This is a genomic window from Verrucosispora sp. NA02020 (assembly GCF_013364215.1).
Lineage (GTDB): Bacteria > Actinomycetota > Actinomycetes > Mycobacteriales > Micromonosporaceae > Micromonospora.
This window is the reverse complement of record NZ_CP054923.1, coordinates 6,585,099-6,600,939: the sequence shown is the minus strand read 5'-3', so window position 1 is coordinate 6,600,939 and position 15,841 is coordinate 6,585,099. Positions and strand designations below refer to the sequence as shown.

The following is a 15,841-nucleotide window of genomic DNA, read 5'->3' as shown; positions in this document are numbered from 1 at the left end:
GCGTAACGGCTGCGCGAAGGGCTGCGCGAAAGGGCTGCGTGTAAGGGCTGCGTGTAAGGAAGGGCCCCCTACTAACGCCTCGTGCATAGCAGGGGTCCCTTCCTAACACCTCGGCAGCACGGCGTACGGACAGTGCCGGCCGTAGAGTTGATCCGATGAGTGACCTTGGGGCCCTGATCGAGTCGGTCTGCGCCGAGCGGGAGTTGGACTGGGAGTCCACCGGCCCGGGGTCGTACGTGGTGACCCTGCCCGGTACGCACAAGCTCAAGACGATCTGCAACCTGATCGTCGGCGAGCACGCACTGCGGATCGAGGCGTTCGTGATGCGCCAGCCGGACGAGCGGCGCGAGGAACTGTGGGCGTGGCTGTTGCAGCGCAACGCCCGGATGTACGGGGTGTCGTTCTCCGTCGACGCGGTCGGCGACGTCTACCTGACCGGTCGGGTCAACCCCGCCGGTGTCGACGCCGACGAACTCGACCGGCTGCTCGGCGCGGTACTTACCTACGCCGACGAGTCCTTCGACACGATGCTGGAGATCGGCTTTGGCAGTTCGATCCGGCGGGAGTGGGAGTGGCGGGTCAAGCGGGGCGAATCCACCGCGAACCTCGCCGCCTTCGCGCACCTCGTCGAGCCGTCTCCGCAGGCCGAGCCGTCTCCGCAGGCCGAGCCTGTTCCGCACGACGAGCCTGCTCCGTACGACGAGCCGTTGGCGTCGCGGGGCAAGACGTCTCCGCAGCGGGACGAGCCGTTCGGCACGTTCGGGGATTCGGAGCGCTCCTGACGGGTAAGCCGCCGCACCGCGCGGTGCGGCGTTCGGGACCCGCCGCGCCGAGACCAAGTGTCGAGGAGCGTGAGCGTCCATGGCTCAGCGAAGCAGCTCGGGTCGCGGCGGGACCGCGACCAGCACCACCCGACGGAGCAGCAGCAGCGGACGGATGTCGGAGTCGGATATCTCGCAGATGCGGGCGGAGGACATCCGGGGCCAGTTGCGGCGGTACGGCGTCTCGGGCATCTCCGCGTTGCGCAAGCCGGAGCTGGTGAAGGCGCTGGCGAAGACCCTGCGGTCCGGTGGTGCCGCCCGTCGCAGCAGTGGTCCGGCCGGTCGGGCCAAGGCGACGAAGGCGTCCGGTACGCGGCAGACCACGTCGTCCCGCATCGCTCCGGGCCGGGCGAAGGCGGCACCGGCTAAGCGCGCAGCGTCGGCCCGGAAGGCGACGACCGCAACGACCCGCAAGGCGGCCACCGCCCGGAAGAGCACCAGCGCGGCCCGGAGCACCACCTCGGCCCGCAAGACCAGCACCGTGGCCGGCAAGGCGACCACCGCCCGCAGGTCGACTCCGGCCCGCAAGGCCACGCCCGCCCGGAAGGCGGCCACGGCCCGCAAGGCGACGACCGCCCGGAAGGCGATTCCGGCCCGGAAGGCGACCACGGCCCGGACGACCACGACGGCCCGCAGGACCACGTCGGGCCCGGCGCGAAAGACGACCACCGCCCGCAAGACGACATCGGCCAGCAAGGCGACGACAGGCCGCAAGACGACGTCGGCCCGCAAGGCGACCACCGCCCGCAAGGCGCCATCGGCCAGCAAGGCGCCATCGGCCAGCAAGGCGACGTCGACCCGGAAGGCGACGGCAGCCAGCAGGGCGACGGCAGCCGCCAAGGCGACGACGGCCCGGAAGACGGCCACCGCCGCCAAGGCGACGACGGCCGGCAGGACGACAGCGGCCCGGAAGACGACAGCGGCCCGGAAGACGACGGCGGCCCGGAAGACGACGGCGGGTCCGGGCCGGAACACGACCGGTGCGGCCCGCACGAGCACGGCCCGGAAGGCCACGTCGGGCCGCACCGGGGCGGCGAAGGCCACGTCGTCGCGGGGCGGGGCGGTGCGTACCGGTGGGTCGACCGCGCGGTCGGTCCGGTCGTCGCAGGTTATCTCCTCGCTCCAGGACCGGCCGGAGCGTCCCGGTCGCAGCCTGGTCACCACCGACCACGACGTGATCCGGCGGTGGGCCCAGGCGCGCGGTGCGAAGCCGGCGACCATCAACGGTACCGAGCGGGACGGTCGGGCCGGGGTGCTGACGTTCAACATCCCGGGTTACCGGGAGAGCAGCCGGATCCGCGAGATTACCTGGGAGGAGTGGTTCCGCACCTTCGATCTGCGGAGGCTGAACCTGATCTTCCAGGAGCAGCTGCGGGACGGTCGACCGAGCAACTTCTTCCGGACGGAGTCACCCGATCGGGAGGACGGCTGAGGTTTGCGGGAATCTCGGTCGGGTACCCGCTGTTGGCGCCAAGCAGGGGCAAACACGCAGCTCAGGGGACTCCAACTGCGCGTTGTGACGGGCGAGACAGCCGTTCGAGTTGAATCGCCCCCGCTGGCCGAACTAGCTTTATTACACCGCGCCACGCTCGGAAACGTTCGGGGGAGCGGCGGATCGATCAGGTCCGTGCACCGAGTGGGGTGTCGGGGGACGGGTGGATCAACACCGTTGGGGGACGGTGCCCCACCTGTTTGGACCGGCGGCGTGAGCGGGCGTCGCTTACGGGGGTGAGTGCCGCCCGCCGCCGCCGGTCGTACGACGCGAGTGCCCGGTACGCCCCGCGTACCGGGCACCACGCGTTCTCGGGGCCGGCCGTGTCTCAGGATGCGGCGGCGACCGAGGTGCCGACCGGCTCGGCCGGGGCCCGCCGTAGCGCGGCCACCCGGCGGTCCCGGGCCGGTCCGGCGAGCAGGTGGCCGCCGGCCGCCGCCAGCCCCAGCGCGCCGACGATCAGCCAGTGCCCGTCGCCCCACTGCTGGAGGCTGAAGCCGCCGAGCGTCGGCGCCACGAACGACGCCGCCGGGAAGGCCAGGTAGAACACCGACTGGTAGCGGGCCCGCAGCGCCGGTGGGGCCAGGTCGGCGTTGATCTGCGCGTTCGGCGGCGCGGCGAGCATGGAGCCGACCGTCCAGACCACGCAGGCGCCCAGGTAGAAGGCGAGGCGGTCGGCGAACGCCAACGCCCCGAAGCCGACCGCCAGCAACGCCGTGGAGGCGGCGAGGACGGTGCCCTTGCGGTGCCGGTCGATGAGCCGGGGTACGAAGAGTTGCCCCAGCACGATCAGCACCCCGCCGAGAGCCACCACCGAGCCGTACGCGGAGGGGCCGAGCCCGTCCGCGCGCATCGCCAGCGGCATGATCGTCGACGCCTGCATGGTCAGGACCGCCAGCACGAAGGTCAGCCCGACGAAGACCAGGAAGTGCCGGTCGGTGAGCGCGGTGTGCAGCCCGGGGCGGCGGGTACGTCGCCGGACGGAGGTCGGCGGCGGTGGTGCCGTACCCGCCGGTGGTGTGGACCTGGCGGGCATCGTCTCCGGGACCTTCCACGCGATCAGCAGCGCGGTGGCCAGCGTGGCGGCGGCGTCCACCAGGAAGAGCGCGACGTAGCTCGCCTCGGCCAGCAGTCCGGCCAGCAGCGAGGCCACCGCCATGCCCAGGTTGAACGCCCAGAACTGGAGGTTGAAGGCGCGCGAGCGGCGGTGTTCCGGCACCACGTCGACGATCGCCGCGACGAACGCCGGGCTGGGCATCGAGTGCGTCACGCCGACCAGCAGGGCGAGCGCCGCGATGACCGCGAGGTGCTGGCTCAGTGCCAACGCGACCATCAGCCCGGCGGTGACCAGGTGCGCGGCCACCAGGGTCGACCGGCGGCCCCAGCGGTCGGCCAGCACCCCGCCGAGCAGTACCCCGATCGCCCCACCGGCCCCGTACGCCCCGACCACCACCCCGGCCAGCGACGCGCTGGCTCCTCGGGCGGCGGTCAGGTAGAGCGACAGGAAGAGCATCGCGAACGCGCCGGCTCGGTTGATCAGCAGCCCGGCCCAGAGGTACCAGAAGGTGGCGGGCAGTCCACCTGCCGTGTCGGCGAGCCAGCGGCGCGGCCCGGTGGCCGTACCGCGCTCGTGCTGGTCTGCGGCCCGCACCCCGACCTCCCGATCTGTTCGGTTACCTAACAGATCTTGCCCGAGCCGGTCGGAGGGGTGGGACGAGGGGCGGACTCAGCTCCGGGTGGTCGCCACCGGCTCGGCCGCCTGGGGCGCCGCCGGCTGCGGTGCGGTCGACTGGACGGTCACCACGGGGGCGGCACCGGCGGTCCGCAGCGCCAGCGCACGCCGCTCCCGGGCCGGTCCGGAGACCAGGTGGCCGACCGCCATCACGGCACCGATGGCGGCACAGCCCAGCCAGAGGGTGGCGTTGCCGGCCTGCTCCCGCACCAGGCCGCCGAGGATCGGTGCGGCGGCTCCGGCGAGCTGCCAGGAGAGCGAGAAGACGCCCTGGTATCGGCCACGCAGCTCACCGGGGGAGAGTTCGGCGATGAGGGTGGCGTTGGACGGCGAGTTGAGCATCTCGCCCAACGTCCAGATCAGCACGGTGAGCCCGAAGAACCAGGCCACGTCGGCGAAGGCGGTCAGCCCGAAGCCGACGCCCATCACCACCGCCGCCAGGGCGAGCACGTGCGAGCGGTTGCGGCCCCGGATCAGCCGGGGTACGAAGAGCTGGCCGGCGACGATGAGGACCCCGTTGAGCGCGATCACCGAGCCGTACGTGGCGGGGCTCAGGCCCGAGTCGGCCATCGCGATCGGCAGCATCGAGATGTGCTGGAGGAAGACCAGCGCCCCGAGCAGGTTCAGTGCCACGAAGCCCAGGTACACCCGGTCGGTGAGGATGGTGCGCAGGGCGCCGGGGCGCTTGCCGTCGCGGGGCATCCCCACGCTCACGGTGCGCGTCTCCCGTACCCGGATGAAGATGATCAGTGCGGTGACCAGTGTGGTCGACGCGTTCACCACGAACAGCAGCAGGTAACCGGCCTGGGCGGCGAAGCCGGCCAGCACCGCCGCGCAGGCGAAGCCGAGGTTGATCGCCCAGTAGTTGAGCGAGAACGCGCGCAACCGGTCCCGCTCCGGCACGACGTCGATCATCATGGCGCCGAACGCCGGCCGGGCCGCCTCGGCGAAGAGGCCGAGCAGCAGCGCTCCCGCCGCGAGGGTCGACAGGTCCCGGGCGAAGCCGAGGGCGAGCATCATGGTCGCCGCGCCGAGGTGGGCGGTGAGCAGGGTGGGTCGCCGTCCCCACCGGTCGGTGAGCGTACCGCCGGCGGTGGTGCCGACCGCGCCGCCGACGCCCCACGCGCCGATCACCAGGCCCGCCTGGGAGGCCGAGAAGCCGCGTTCCTGGGTCAGGTAGATCGCGAGGAAGACGAGGACGAACGAGCCGAGGCGATTGATCAGCGTTCCGGTCCAGAGGTACCAGAAGGTCGTCGGTAGACCGCCTGTGGTGTCCCGGAACCAGCCCCGTATCGCGCGCACCTGGGCGCACCCCCGTTTCGGTAATGACCAATGATCGAGATGATCCCTTACAACTTAGATGTCGGCCGGAAGCCCGGTCACGCCGTTTTCCACGTGGTGGTCGTCACCCCCCTTCCCGCGCGTCCACTCGCGGGTTGCGGCAGGATGATCCGCATGACAGCTAGCGAGGGACCCACCGTCGGGACGCTGGTCCTGCTGCGGCACGGCGAAAGCGACTGGAACGCCAAGAACCTCTTCACCGGCTGGGTCGACGTGGACCTGACCGCGAAGGGGGAGAACGAGGCGCGCCGCGGCGGCGAGCTGCTGCGCGAGCACGACCTGCTCCCCGACGTGGTGCACACGAGCGTGATGCGCCGCGCCATCCGCACCGCCGAACTGGCGTTGAACGCCGCCGACCGGCACTGGATCGCGGTGCGCCGGTCGTGGCGGCTCAACGAGCGGCACTACGGCGCCCTGCAGGGCAAGGACAAGAAGCAGACCCTGAACGAGTACGGCGAGGAGCAGTTCATGCTCTGGCGCCGCTCGTACGACACCCCGCCGCCGCCGATCGCGGACGACGACGAGTGGTCGCAGGTCGGTGACCCGCGGTACGCGCTGCTGCCGACCGAGTTGATGCCCCGCACCGAGTGCCTCAAGGACGTCGTCGACCGGATGCTGCCCTACTGGTACGACTCGATCGTGCCGGACATCCTGGCCGGTCGGACCGTGCTGGTGGCGGCGCACGGCAACTCGCTGCGGGCGCTGGTGAAGCACCTGGACCAGATCAGCGACGAGGCGATCGCCAAGCTCAACATCCCGACCGGGATCCCGCTGCGCTACGACCTGGACCCGCAGCTGCGTCCGCAGACGCTGGGCGGCACCTACCTCGACCCGGAGGCCGCCAAGGCTGCCGCCGCCGCGGTGGCCAACCAGGGCCGCTGACGCCCGCACCCGGCCCGTCGGGCTCGGACGTTAGGAAGGGCCCCCTGCTATACGCGAGGCGTTAGCAGGGGGCCCTTCCTTCGCTCTCAGGCCGGGGTGACGGGCTCGCCGGTGATCAGGTAGACCACGTGCTCGCCGCTGTTCACCGCGTGGTCGGCGAACCGCTCGTAGAAGCGTCCGAGCAGGGTGGCGTCGATGGCCGTCTCCACGCCGTACGGCCAGTCCTCGCCGAGCAGCACCCCGAACAACCCCTTGTGCAGCTCGTCCATCGCGTCGTCGTCGCTGTCCAGCTCGGCGGCGACGGTGGCGTCGGGACGCGCCAGCACCGAGGCGATCTTCTCGGCCATCCGGTCGGCGATGCCGGCCATGTCGGTGAAGACCGGCCGCAGCTCCGCCGGCACGGCCGGCGACGGGTGCCGGCGCAGCGCGGTCTTGGCGACGTGGTCGGCCAGGTCGCCCATCCGTTCCAGGTCGGCGGCGACGTGCAGGGCGGTGATCATGGCGCGCAGGTCCGACGCGACCGGTGCCTGGCGGGCCAGCAGGTCACAGACCCGCTCCTCCACCTGCCGGTAGAGCGCGTCGATCCCGGCGTCCCCCGCGATCACCGATTCGGCCGCCTGCCGGTCGGCGGTGAGCAGGGCCCGGGTGGCCTGGCGCAGCGCCGCCCGCACCCCCTCGGCCATCTCCACCAGCATCTGGCTGACCGTCTCGAGATCGGCCCGGAACTCGTCGCGCATGCTCACGTCCTGTCGGTCGGCGCCGGCACCGCGCCGGCGAGGGTTCGTGCAGGTACGCCGCCCAAGCTAGGAGCACCGGGAGGACCTCAGGTGAACGCCGGTGAACTGAGCCGGACGCGCAGGTGAACTTTCCCGGAAGTGAGAGTGCTTCGTCCCGTTCCGTACGGTAGCCGGGTCGAGAATGACCCTACGATCGCCGGGTGACGTGGGCGGTGACGGTGGGAGTGGCCTCGGCCCTGGTGGTCGGGCTGGTCGCCGGACTGTCGCTGTCCCGGTTCGTCCCGGCGGCGCGCCGGTCGGCGGGCTCCGCCGGACGTGGGTGGGCCGGTCTCCGGCTCGGTAGGGGGAGGCACACGATCGTCGACGAGGTGCAGGTCGGGCTCGGCCGCCGCGCGATCGACTCGCTGCGTGCCGGAGTGGTGGTGCTCGACCCCGAGGACGTACCCGTGCTCGTCAATCCGGCGGCCCGGGCCCTGGGCCTGCTACGGACCGGTGGCCGGCCGGGCTCGATCATCGCCCACCCGCTGGTCCGTACGCTGGCCGGGCAGGTACGCCGCACCGGCGTACGCCGCGAGATCGAGCTGGACCTGCCCCGGGGCCGCGACAACGCCGGGGACAATCCGCTCGGCGTGCACCTGCGGGCGATGGGCCTGGGCGGCGGTTACATCGCCGTGGAGGCGACCGACGTGACCGAGTCGCACCGGCTGGCCCGGGTGCGACGCGACTTCGTGGCCAACGTCAGCCACGAGCTGAAGACCCCGATCGGCGCGCTGCAACTGCTCGCCGAGGCGCTGCTCGACGCCACCGAACCGGCCGGCGGTGACCGGCCGGACCTCTCCGAGGACATGGTGGCGGCCCGGCGGTTCGCCGAGCGGATCCAGCACGAGTCGACCCGCTTGGGGCGGCTGGTGCAGGAACTGCTGGAGCTGACCCGCCTCCAGGGCGCCGAGCCGCAGCCGGCCCCCGAACCGGTCGCGGTGGACTGGGTCATCTCCGAGGTGGTGGACCGGACCCGGACCACGGCCGCCGCCCGCCGGGTCCGGGTGACGGCCGACTCCGGCCGGGGGCTGACCGTGTACGGCAGCGACAGCCAACTGGCCACGGCGGTGGCGAACCTGGTGGAGAACGCCGTGAACTACTCGGGCGAGGACACCACGGTACGGATCACCACGCGCGCCACCGACGATCACGTGGAGATCGCCGTGGCGGACCAGGGCATCGGGATCGCGCCCACCGACGTGGACCGGATCTTCGAACGGTTCTACCGGGCCGACCAGGCCCGGTCCCGCTCCACCGGCGGTACCGGCCTGGGGCTGGCCATCGTCAAACACATCGCGAGCAACCATGGCGGCCGGGTGTACGTGACGAGCACTCTTGGTGGTGGGTCGACGTTCACCCTCCGGCTGCCGGCCCGACCGCCGGACGACCTGCTGGCGGCACTGCCGGCCGGTGGGATCGAGGCCGGCCCGGCCGACCTCCGGCAGGTCTGAACCACACATGGATCAGGCCGGGCACCGCCCGGTCCGACCCGGATCGAAGGGAAACACCGTTGAGCCGCGTACTGGTGGTCGAGGACGAGGAGTCCTTCTCCGACGCCCTGTCGTACATGCTCCGCAAGGAGGGGTTCGAGGTCTCCGTGGCCGCCACGGGCACGTCGGCGCTGACCGAGTTCGACCGGACCGGGGCCGACATCGTCCTGCTCGACCTGATGCTGCCCGAGATGTCCGGGACCGAGGTCTGCCGGCAGCTCCGGCAGCGGTCGCACGTGCCGATCATCATGGTCACCGCCCGGGACAGCGAGATCGACAAGGTGGTCGGCCTGGAGATCGGTGCCGACGACTACGTCACCAAGCCGTACTCTCCCCGCGAACTGGTCGCCCGGATCCGGGCGGTGCTGCGCCGGCAGACCGTCGAGACGACCGAGTCGGGCCTGCCGACCTTGGCCGCCGGCCCGGTCCGGATGGACATCGAACGGCACGTGGTGACCGTCGACGGGGGCGCGGTGCAGTTGCCGCTCAAGGAGTTCGAGCTGCTCGAACTGCTGCTGCGCAACGCCGGCCGGGTGCTGACCCGGGGACAGTTGATCGACCGCGTCTGGGGCGCCGACTACGTGGGCGACACCAAGACGCTGGACGTCCACGTCAAGCGCCTGCGCTCCAAGATCGAGCCGGAGCCGTCCACGCCGCGCCACATCGTGACGGTGCGTGGTCTGGGCTACAAGTTCGAGCCGTGATCCACCGACCGGCGACCGGTCGTCAGGCCGGGTCGGCCGGGTGCGGGGCGACCAGGCCCTGCCGGACCCGCGCCGCGCACAGCTCGGCCAGCCGGGCGTACGCGGCGGCGCCGACCAGGGCGGTCAGCTCAGGCCCGTAGGAGAGGTACATCGGTTCGCTGCCGACGTGGGCGTCGGTGGAGGACGTGCACCACCAGTCGAGGTCGTGCCCGCCCGCGCCCCAGCCCCGCCGGTCGAACTCGGCCAACGTGGAGACCAGCACCTTGGTGTTGTCCGGCCGCTTCACCCACTCCTGGTCCCGCCGGACCGGCAACTGCCAGCAGACGTCCGGCTTGTACTCCAGCGGGTGCACCCCGTCGCGCAGCGCCTGGGCGTGCAGCGCGCATCCGCCGCCGCCGGGGAAGTCGGCGTCGTTGAGAAAGACGCACGGTGCGTCCGGACCCTGGGTGGCGGTACGCCGCGCCGGGTTCTTGCCGTCCACGGTGTCGTTCTCGGTCCAGTTCTTGGTGCCGCGCCGGTAGTGCTGCCAGGTCTGCGGGGTCAGCCGCTTCACCGCGCCGCGTACCCGCTTCTCGTCGTCGGAGTCGGTGAAGAACGCGCCGTGCGAGCAGCAGCCGTCGGCGGAGCGGCCGGCGATGATGCCGTGGCAGCCCTGCCCGAAGACGCAGGTCCACCGGGACAGCAGCCAGGTGAGGTCGGCCCGGATCAGGTGCCGCTCGTCGGCCGGGTCGACGAACTCGATCCACTCCCGAGGGAAGTCCAGCGGCACCTCACGGCTGCGCGGGTCCGCCGGGTCGTCCACCAGCACGCGGAGTTCGATCTGCCCTGTCACTCGGCCCAGCGTACGCGTGGTGCAGGGGGATGGCCGGTGAGTGACGCGAACCTTGGCCCTAGTGTTTCCCCATGCGACTGGGTGTCCTCGATGTCGGTTCGAACACGGTGCACCTGCTGGTGGTGGACGCCCATCGCGGCGCGCACCCGTGGCCGGCGCACTCGGAGAAGGTGGTGCTGCGGCTCGCCGAGCAGATCGGCCCGGACGGCGCACTCCGCGACACCGGTGCGGACGCCCTGGTGGAGGCCGTCGGCGCGGCCCGCGCCTCAGCCGATGCCCTGGGCGTGGACGAGCTGCTCGCCTTCGCCACCTCGGCGGTACGCGAGGCCACCAACGCCGCCGAGGTGCTGGCGCGGGTCCGGGAGGCGACCGGCGTACGCCTGGAGGTCCTGCCCGGCGCGGACGAGGCGCGGATGACGTTCCTCGCCGTGCGGCGGTGGTTCGGCTGGTCCGCCGGTCGGCTGCTGGTGCTGGACATCGGCGGCGGCTCGCTGGAGATCGCGGCCGGCATCGACGAGAACCCGGACCTGGCGGTCTCGCTGCCGCTGGGTGCCGGTCGGCTGACCCGGGACCGGCTCGGTGTGGACCCGCAGAGCGGCCGTCCGCCCGCGCCGGAGACCGTGGACGAGCTGCGCGAGTACGTCGACGGCCTGTTGGAGCCGGTGGTCGAGCGGATGACCGGGGTGGGCTGGGACCGGTCGGTGGCCACCTCCAAGACGTTCCGCACGCTGGCCCGGCTCGCCGGCGCCGCGCCCAGCGGTGCCGGGCTCTGGGCCCGGCGTCGGCTGACCCGCTCGGGGCTGCGGCAGGTGCTCGGCTTCATCCGGCACATCCCACCGGCCCAGCTCGTCGAGTTGGAGGGGGTGAGCGCCGGCCGGTCGCACCAGCTCCTGGCCGGTGCCGTGGTGGCCGAGGCGGTCATGCGCCGACTCGGAGTCGACTCGCTGGACATCTGCCCCTGGGCGCTGCGCGAGGGCGTGATCCTGGACCGGTTGGATCGGCTCGCGCCGGTGTGAGACCGGGCCGCGACCCGATGTGACACCAGGTGTCCGTAGAATCCGATTCACGGATTAACATCGGATTAGTGCAATGGCCGGGGGCTACCCTCGGTGGTGTGACTTCCCGCGTCCCGGTGCTCCTGTCCAGTTCCTCGGTCTTCCCTGAGCGGACCGCGGCGGCGTTCCAACTCGCCGCGGAGCTCGGCTACGACGGGATCGAGGTGATGGTCTGGACCGACGCCGTCAGCCAGGACGCCGGCGCGCTGCGCGGGTTGTCCGACCACTACGGCGTGCCGGTGCTCAGCGTGCACGCCCCCTGCCTGCTGGTGACCCAGCGGGTGTGGAGCACCGACCCGTGGGAGCGGCTGCGCCGGGCGGCGATGCTGGCCGAGACGATCCAGGCACCGACCGTGGTGGTGCACCCGCCGTTCACCTGGCAGCGGGACTACGCCCGCAGCTTCGCCGAGGGGCTGGACACGGTGGCCGACGAGTTCGGCGGGCTGCGGTTCGCGGTGGAGAACATGTACCCGGTGCGGATGGCCGGACGGCAGTTCGTGCCGTACGCGCCCGGTTGGGATCCGACCGAGACGGGTCACCGCTCGTACACGCTCGACCTGTCGCACTGCGCCGCCTCGCACACCGACGCCCTGGAGATGGCCGACCGGATGGGTGCCGGGCTGGCGCACGTGCACCTCGGTGACGGCACCGGTGAGGGTCGCGACGAGCACCTGGTGCCCGGGCGCGGCACCCAGCCCTGCGCCGAGCTGCTGCGCTCGCTGGCCGGTCGGGGCTTCACCGGCTCGGTGGCGGTCGAGGTGACCACCCGGGGCGCGAAGAGTCGACAGGTGCGCGAGGCGGACCTGCGGGAGGCGCTGGCCTTCGCCCGCCAGCACCTGAACACCCCGTCCCCGGTCGAGGCGGCCTGACTCGGTCGCGTCTCGTCGGGAAGGACCGGCTTCGGCCGCGTCCGGCCCGGACGGCGCCGGAGGTCGCGTCCGACGACGCGGGACCGGTCAGGAGACCGACGTCAGCGGATCGCTCTGGGCCGGCACGGCGGCCCGCTTACGGGCACGGTGGGCGGCCACGTGCGAGCGGGTGGCGCAGCGTTCCGAGCAGAACCGGCGGCAGCAGTTCGACGAGGTGTCCAGGTAGACGTTGCCGCAGCGGTCGTCGGCGCAGACCCCGAAACGGGCACTGCCGTACTCGCAGAGCCAGACCGACAGGCCCCAGACCGCGCCGGCCAGGTACTCCGAGCTGACCGAGGCGCCCCGGCCGGTGGCGTGCATGTGCCAGTCGCTGGAGTCGTGCCCCGAGATGCGGGGCTGCACCGGGTGGACCTCCAGCAGCGAGTTCAGCTCGGCGACCGCCTGGCCGTCCCGCCCGGTGGTGCCGTACTCGAAGACGTCCCGCAGCCGCTTCTGTGCGCGCCGGAAGGTGGCAAGATCCCGTTCCGCGACCTCGTCGCGCATCCACTCGTGGTCGTCGCAGAAGATGGCCCGCAGGTCGTCGAGGTCGTCCAGGCGGGCGTTGACAAGGTCAACTCCGGTCCGGGCGTACGCGTCGAAGTTCACACTCCAACGGTAGACGACTCACCCCGGACGTGGCGCGTCGATGTAGTGCGGAAGGAATCTGGCGTAACCATCAGTGATCAGGCTGGCGCTCTCTCGCAACCCCACCCCGGCCGATTCGCCGTCCACCACCCATGCGCCCAGGACCAGGTGACTCCCGTCGAATTGGGGCAGTGCACGGAACTCCTGATAGCAGAACCCCTCACTGCCATAATCGCCCGGATTCGTGATCTCCTCACTTTCCGTGACGATCCGCACGGCGGCGCCCTCCCGACCGAGCAGGGGCTTGGCGACGTACTCGGTCATGCCGCGCGGCGAGTCCAGGTACGCCGGCAGCAGCAGCTCGTGCCCCGGGTACAGCTCCCAGAGCACAGCCAACAACGCCTTGTTCGACAGCAGCAGCTTCCAGGCCGGCTCGATCCAGGTGGTCGGCGTACCCGGATCCAGCGCCAGCGGCCCGTACGGCTCAGCCAGCATCCACTCCCACGGGTAGAGCTTGAAGCAGGTGGTGACCGGTCGGTCGGCGGTGTCGACGAAGCGACGGCCGTCCCAACCGATCTCCTGGATCGGCAGCAGCTCCACGTCCAGCCCGGCCTGGCGGGCGGTCTCGGCCAGGTAACCGGCCGTCATGTGGTCCTCGCCGCTCTCCTCCTCGTTCGACCAGACCACGTGCACCCGGCGGTCGTGCAGGCCGGCGCCGATCTTCGCCCAGGCGCCCACCAGCCGCTCGTGCAGGCTGTTCCACTGGTCCAGCTCCGGGCGGGTCTGCTCCAGCCAGTACCACTGGATGATGCTCGCCTCGACCAGCGCGGTCGGGGTGTCCGCGTTGTACTCCAGCAGCTTCGGCGGCCAACTGCCGTCATACCAGAGGTCGAACCGGCCGTAGAGGGTCGGCGGCGACTCCCGCAGCGACCGGGCCACCGCCTCGGCCGCCCACTGCGGGATCCCGAACTCTTCGTACCGGTCACGGGCCACCACGTGCTCGGCGGCGGCCACCGACATCCGGTGCAACTCCTCGGTGGCCTCCTCCAGACGCAGCACCTCGTCCAGGTCGAAGGCGTACGCGGCGGTCTCGTCCCAGTACGACATGACCCCGCCGTCGGGCAGCTCGGTGTCGACGTACACAAGCCCCTGCGCGCGGATCGTCGCGTCCCAGTCGGGTCGCGGGGTGACCTGCTCCCGACGCACGCTCAGCCGCCGCAGGAGGCGAGATGGGTGCCGAAGCCGCCACGGTCCGGCACGGACGCGCCGACCGGCTCCGGGGCGCCCCGCGTGACAGCCGTGCCGACCGACGGTGCCGGGGTGTGCAGGGCCAGGGCGACTGTCTCACCGCCCCCGGTCGGGCCCATGGCGCAGTCGTCATCGTCGTCGTCGGAAGACATGTTGCAGCCGGAGAGGGCGAGCGCGAGGGCGGTTAGCGCGCCGAGCTGCACGGAGGCCGACCGGAGCCGGCGGCGGGGGCGGTTTTCCACGTCCATCGTTGTAACCGATGCACGCCACGCCCGCCGCCCGGGGTACTGGTACGCAGTCCGTAGTACGGATTTGTGTAAGGAAGGGTCCCCTGTTAACGCCAATGCCGCTCAGTTAGGGCGGTGTGGTGGATGTCAAGCGGGGTGTAGACGTGGACGGCGGGGTCTCGGTATAGAGGTTTGTCACTCCAAGACAGCCTCTGGACCGGGAGCCCCGCCGTTGGAACAGTCTGCCATCACGTCCACGATCAGGGTGGCTGCGGGGCGGTTCGCGCCGGGCCATCTGGGTGAGTTGACGCAGCAGGTGCCGTTCGAGATGGTCGATGCCGTTCTGGCTGAGGCCGGTGGTGTGCAGTCGCGGGTGCGGGATCTGCCGTCGCGGGTGGTGGTGTATCTGCTGCTCGCGGCGGGGCTGTTCGCTGAGGTCGGTTACCGGCAGGTGTGGGCTCGGTTGGTCGCTGGGCTGGACGGGTTGACGGTGGCGCTGCCGACGTCTTCGGCGTTGTCGCAGGCTCGCCGTCGGGTCGGGGACAAGCCGCTGGTGGCGTTGTTCCGGTTGCTGTCGGGTCCGCCGGCGGGGGCCGCCCGGTGGCGGGGTCTGCTGGTGTGCGCGATCGACGGCACCAGCATGTTCGTGCCCGATACGGCGGCTAACCTGACGGTCTATCCGCGTCAGGCGGGCAGCCACGGTGGGTCGGGGTATCCGATGCTGCGGCTGGTCGCCGTCGTGGCGTGCGGCACCCGCGCTGTCATCGACGCGGTGTTCACCCCCATCAGCACTGGCGAACTCACGTGTGCGGGGCGTCTGTTGGGCTGCCTGCGCCCAGGCATGCTGCTGCTGGCCGACCGTGGGTTCGCCGCCCGTCAGATGATCGAACAGTTCGCCAGCACCGGCGCTGACCTGCTCATCCGCGACAAGGACGACCGGCGGCTGCCCGTCATCCGCCGCCATCGCGACGGGTCCTGGCTGTCTGTCATCGGCACGATGACGGTCCGGGTCGTTGACGCCGAGATCGTCGTGAGCATGAACGGTAAACGCCACGTCGGCCGGTACCGGCTGATCACCACCCTCACCGACCAGCGCCGCTTCCCGGCCATGGACCTGGTCACCCTCTACCACCACCGCTGGGAGATCGAGACGACATATCTGGAGTTGAAGTCCACCCTGCGGGGCGGACGGGTCCTACGAGCCCGAACCCCGAACGGGATCAGTCAAGAGGTCCACGCCCTGCTCACCACCTACCAAGCGGTCCGGCTGGCAATGGCTGACGCCACCGCCAGCCGGCCCACGACCAACCCCGACCGGGCCAGCTTCACCATCGCCGTCCACGCCGCCCGAGACCAGATCACCCAAGCCGCTGGTGTCATCGCCGGCACCGTCATCGACCTCGTCGGCACCATCGGCCGCGCAATCCTGGCCGACCTGCTACCCCCACGCCGCACCCGAATCAGCCCCCGCGTGGTCAAACGCGCGATCTCCAAACACCGCGCCAAAGGCACCATCGACCGCACCAACTACCACGCCACCATCAACATCAACATCCTCGAAACAGCAGCATTGACAACCCGCCCACCGCCCTAACTGAGCGGCATTGTGGTGTGTGGTTGTTCTTTGAGAACTCAACAGGGTGCTTGATAAGCCAGTGCCAAATTGTTTTATGATGCCCCGTGCCAACTTTCGGGTTGGTGGGGATTCCTTTGGCAACAACATTTTGTTGCTGGGGTTTGCTTTTCCA

The 15,841-nt window shown here is 71.1% G+C and carries 15 protein-coding genes and 1 pseudogene; 9 read left to right on the top strand and 7 right to left on the bottom strand.

The window, feature by feature from the left end:
* The first annotated feature begins 155 nt into the window (after positions 1 to 155).
* The 3 genes and pseudogenes from HUT12_RS29490 (at position 156) to HUT12_RS33405 (ending at position 2,253) form a co-directional block, all read left to right on the top strand.
* Positions 156 to 782, top strand: coding sequence for a YbjN domain-containing protein (locus HUT12_RS29490; RefSeq protein ID WP_254876991.1), 627 nt, complete (start codon positions 156 to 158; stop codon positions 780 to 782).
* A gap of 79 nt (positions 783 to 861) precedes the next feature.
* Positions 862 to 1,131, top strand: a pseudogene (locus HUT12_RS33040) (hypothetical protein); the annotation flags it as partial.
* Between the two features lie 24 nt (positions 1,132 to 1,155).
* The gene (locus HUT12_RS33405) at positions 1,156 to 2,253 is read left to right on the top strand and encodes a hypothetical protein (RefSeq protein ID WP_176096029.1); all 1,098 of its coding nucleotides are present in this window, start codon (positions 1,156 to 1,158) and stop codon (positions 2,251 to 2,253) included.
* Positions 2,254 to 2,641: 388 nt separating this feature from the next.
* Here the strand turns inward: HUT12_RS33405 and HUT12_RS29480 are convergent, their stop codons facing one another.
* Both HUT12_RS29480 and HUT12_RS29475 read right to left on the bottom strand, forming a co-directional pair.
* On the bottom strand, positions 2,642 to 3,964 hold the full coding sequence (locus tag HUT12_RS29480) for an MFS transporter (RefSeq protein ID WP_176095331.1): 1,323 nt from the start codon (positions 3,962 to 3,964) through the stop codon (positions 2,642 to 2,644).
* A 75-nt stretch (positions 3,965 to 4,039) separates the two neighbouring features.
* Entirely contained in the window at positions 4,040 to 5,347 is a 1,308-nt protein-coding gene (locus tag HUT12_RS29475) for an MFS transporter (RefSeq protein WP_176095330.1), read from the bottom strand.
* 153 nt (positions 5,348 to 5,500) lie between these two features.
* Here HUT12_RS29475 and HUT12_RS29470 point away from each other — a divergent pair, with 153 nt between their 5' ends.
* On the top strand, positions 5,501 to 6,268 hold the full coding sequence (locus HUT12_RS29470) for a phosphoglyceromutase (protein ID WP_131054816.1): 768 nt from the start codon (positions 5,501 to 5,503) through the stop codon (positions 6,266 to 6,268).
* Positions 6,269 to 6,354: 86 nt separating this feature from the next.
* On the opposite strand, the gene phoU is transcribed toward HUT12_RS29470, so the two are convergent.
* Positions 6,355 to 7,005, bottom strand: coding sequence for a phosphate signaling complex protein PhoU (gene phoU / locus HUT12_RS29465; RefSeq protein WP_131054815.1), 651 nt, complete (start codon positions 7,003 to 7,005; stop codon positions 6,355 to 6,357).
* A gap of 200 nt (positions 7,006 to 7,205) precedes the next feature.
* Between phoU and HUT12_RS29460 the strand changes: the two genes are divergently transcribed.
* Positions 7,206 to 8,495 (top strand): ATP-binding protein, encoded by a 1,290-nt coding sequence (locus HUT12_RS29460; protein ID WP_254876990.1) that lies wholly within the window; start codon positions 7,206 to 7,208, stop codon positions 8,493 to 8,495.
* 59 nt (positions 8,496 to 8,554) lie between these two features.
* Positions 8,555 to 9,238 (top strand): response regulator transcription factor, encoded by a 684-nt coding sequence (locus tag HUT12_RS29455; protein ID WP_131054814.1) that lies wholly within the window; start codon positions 8,555 to 8,557, stop codon positions 9,236 to 9,238.
* A gap of 22 nt (positions 9,239 to 9,260) precedes the next feature.
* Here the strand turns inward: HUT12_RS29455 and HUT12_RS29450 are convergent, their stop codons facing one another.
* Positions 9,261 to 10,070 carry a hypothetical protein gene (locus tag HUT12_RS29450; protein ID WP_131054813.1) on the bottom strand — a complete coding sequence of 270 codons (810 nt, stop codon included), beginning with the start codon at positions 10,068 to 10,070 and terminating at the stop codon, positions 9,261 to 9,263.
* 71 nt (positions 10,071 to 10,141) lie between these two features.
* Between HUT12_RS29450 and HUT12_RS29445 the strand changes: the two genes are divergently transcribed.
* The gene (locus tag HUT12_RS29445; RefSeq protein ID WP_176095329.1) at positions 10,142 to 11,086 is read left to right on the top strand and encodes a Ppx/GppA phosphatase family protein; all 945 of its coding nucleotides are present in this window, start codon (positions 10,142 to 10,144) and stop codon (positions 11,084 to 11,086) included.
* A gap of 98 nt (positions 11,087 to 11,184) precedes the next feature.
* A complete protein-coding gene (locus tag HUT12_RS29440) occupies positions 11,185 to 11,994 on the top strand; it encodes a sugar phosphate isomerase/epimerase (protein ID WP_176095328.1) in 810 nt (269 codons plus the stop codon).
* 87 nt (positions 11,995 to 12,081) lie between these two features.
* Here the strand turns inward: HUT12_RS29440 and HUT12_RS29435 are convergent, their stop codons facing one another.
* Genes HUT12_RS29435 through HUT12_RS29425 form a run of 3 tightly spaced genes read right to left on the bottom strand, consistent with a single transcriptional unit; the run spans position 12,082 to position 14,114 of the window.
* Positions 12,082 to 12,639, bottom strand: coding sequence for a CGNR zinc finger domain-containing protein (locus tag HUT12_RS29435; protein ID WP_131054778.1), 558 nt, complete (start codon positions 12,637 to 12,639; stop codon positions 12,082 to 12,084).
* A gap of 18 nt (positions 12,640 to 12,657) precedes the next feature.
* Positions 12,658 to 13,824: a glutathionylspermidine synthase family protein gene (locus tag HUT12_RS29430; protein WP_131054777.1), complete on the bottom strand. Its 1,167-nt coding sequence runs from the start codon at positions 13,822 to 13,824 to the stop codon at positions 12,658 to 12,660.
* Positions 13,825 to 13,826: 2 nt separating this feature from the next.
* On the bottom strand, positions 13,827 to 14,114 hold the full coding sequence (locus HUT12_RS29425; protein WP_254876989.1) for a hypothetical protein: 288 nt from the start codon (positions 14,112 to 14,114) through the stop codon (positions 13,827 to 13,829).
* A 211-nt stretch (positions 14,115 to 14,325) separates the two neighbouring features.
* Here HUT12_RS29425 and HUT12_RS29420 point away from each other — a divergent pair, with 211 nt between their 5' ends.
* Positions 14,326 to 15,687, top strand: coding sequence for an IS4 family transposase (locus HUT12_RS29420; protein WP_176092250.1), 1,362 nt, complete (start codon positions 14,326 to 14,328; stop codon positions 15,685 to 15,687).
* The last annotated feature ends 154 nt before the right edge of the window (positions 15,688 to 15,841 follow it).

Bases quoted from the DNA above. Each gene is read 5' to 3' on its own strand.
- HUT12_RS29490 (WP_254876991.1), top strand. From the start codon at position 156: ATGAGTGACCTTGGGGCCCTGATCGAGTCGGTCTGCGCCGAGCGGGAG.
- HUT12_RS29470 (WP_131054816.1), top strand. From the start codon at position 5,501: ATGACAGCTAGCGAGGGACCCACCGTCGGGACGCTGGTCCTGCTGCGG.
- phoU (WP_131054815.1), bottom strand. From the start codon at position 7,005: ATGCGCGACGAGTTCCGGGCCGATCTCGAGACGGTCAGCCAGATGCTG.
- HUT12_RS29445 (WP_176095329.1), top strand. From the start codon at position 10,142: ATGCGACTGGGTGTCCTCGATGTCGGTTCGAACACGGTGCACCTGCTG.
- HUT12_RS29425 (WP_254876989.1), bottom strand. From the start codon at position 14,114: ATGGACGTGGAAAACCGCCCCCGCCGCCGGCTCCGGTCGGCCTCCGTG.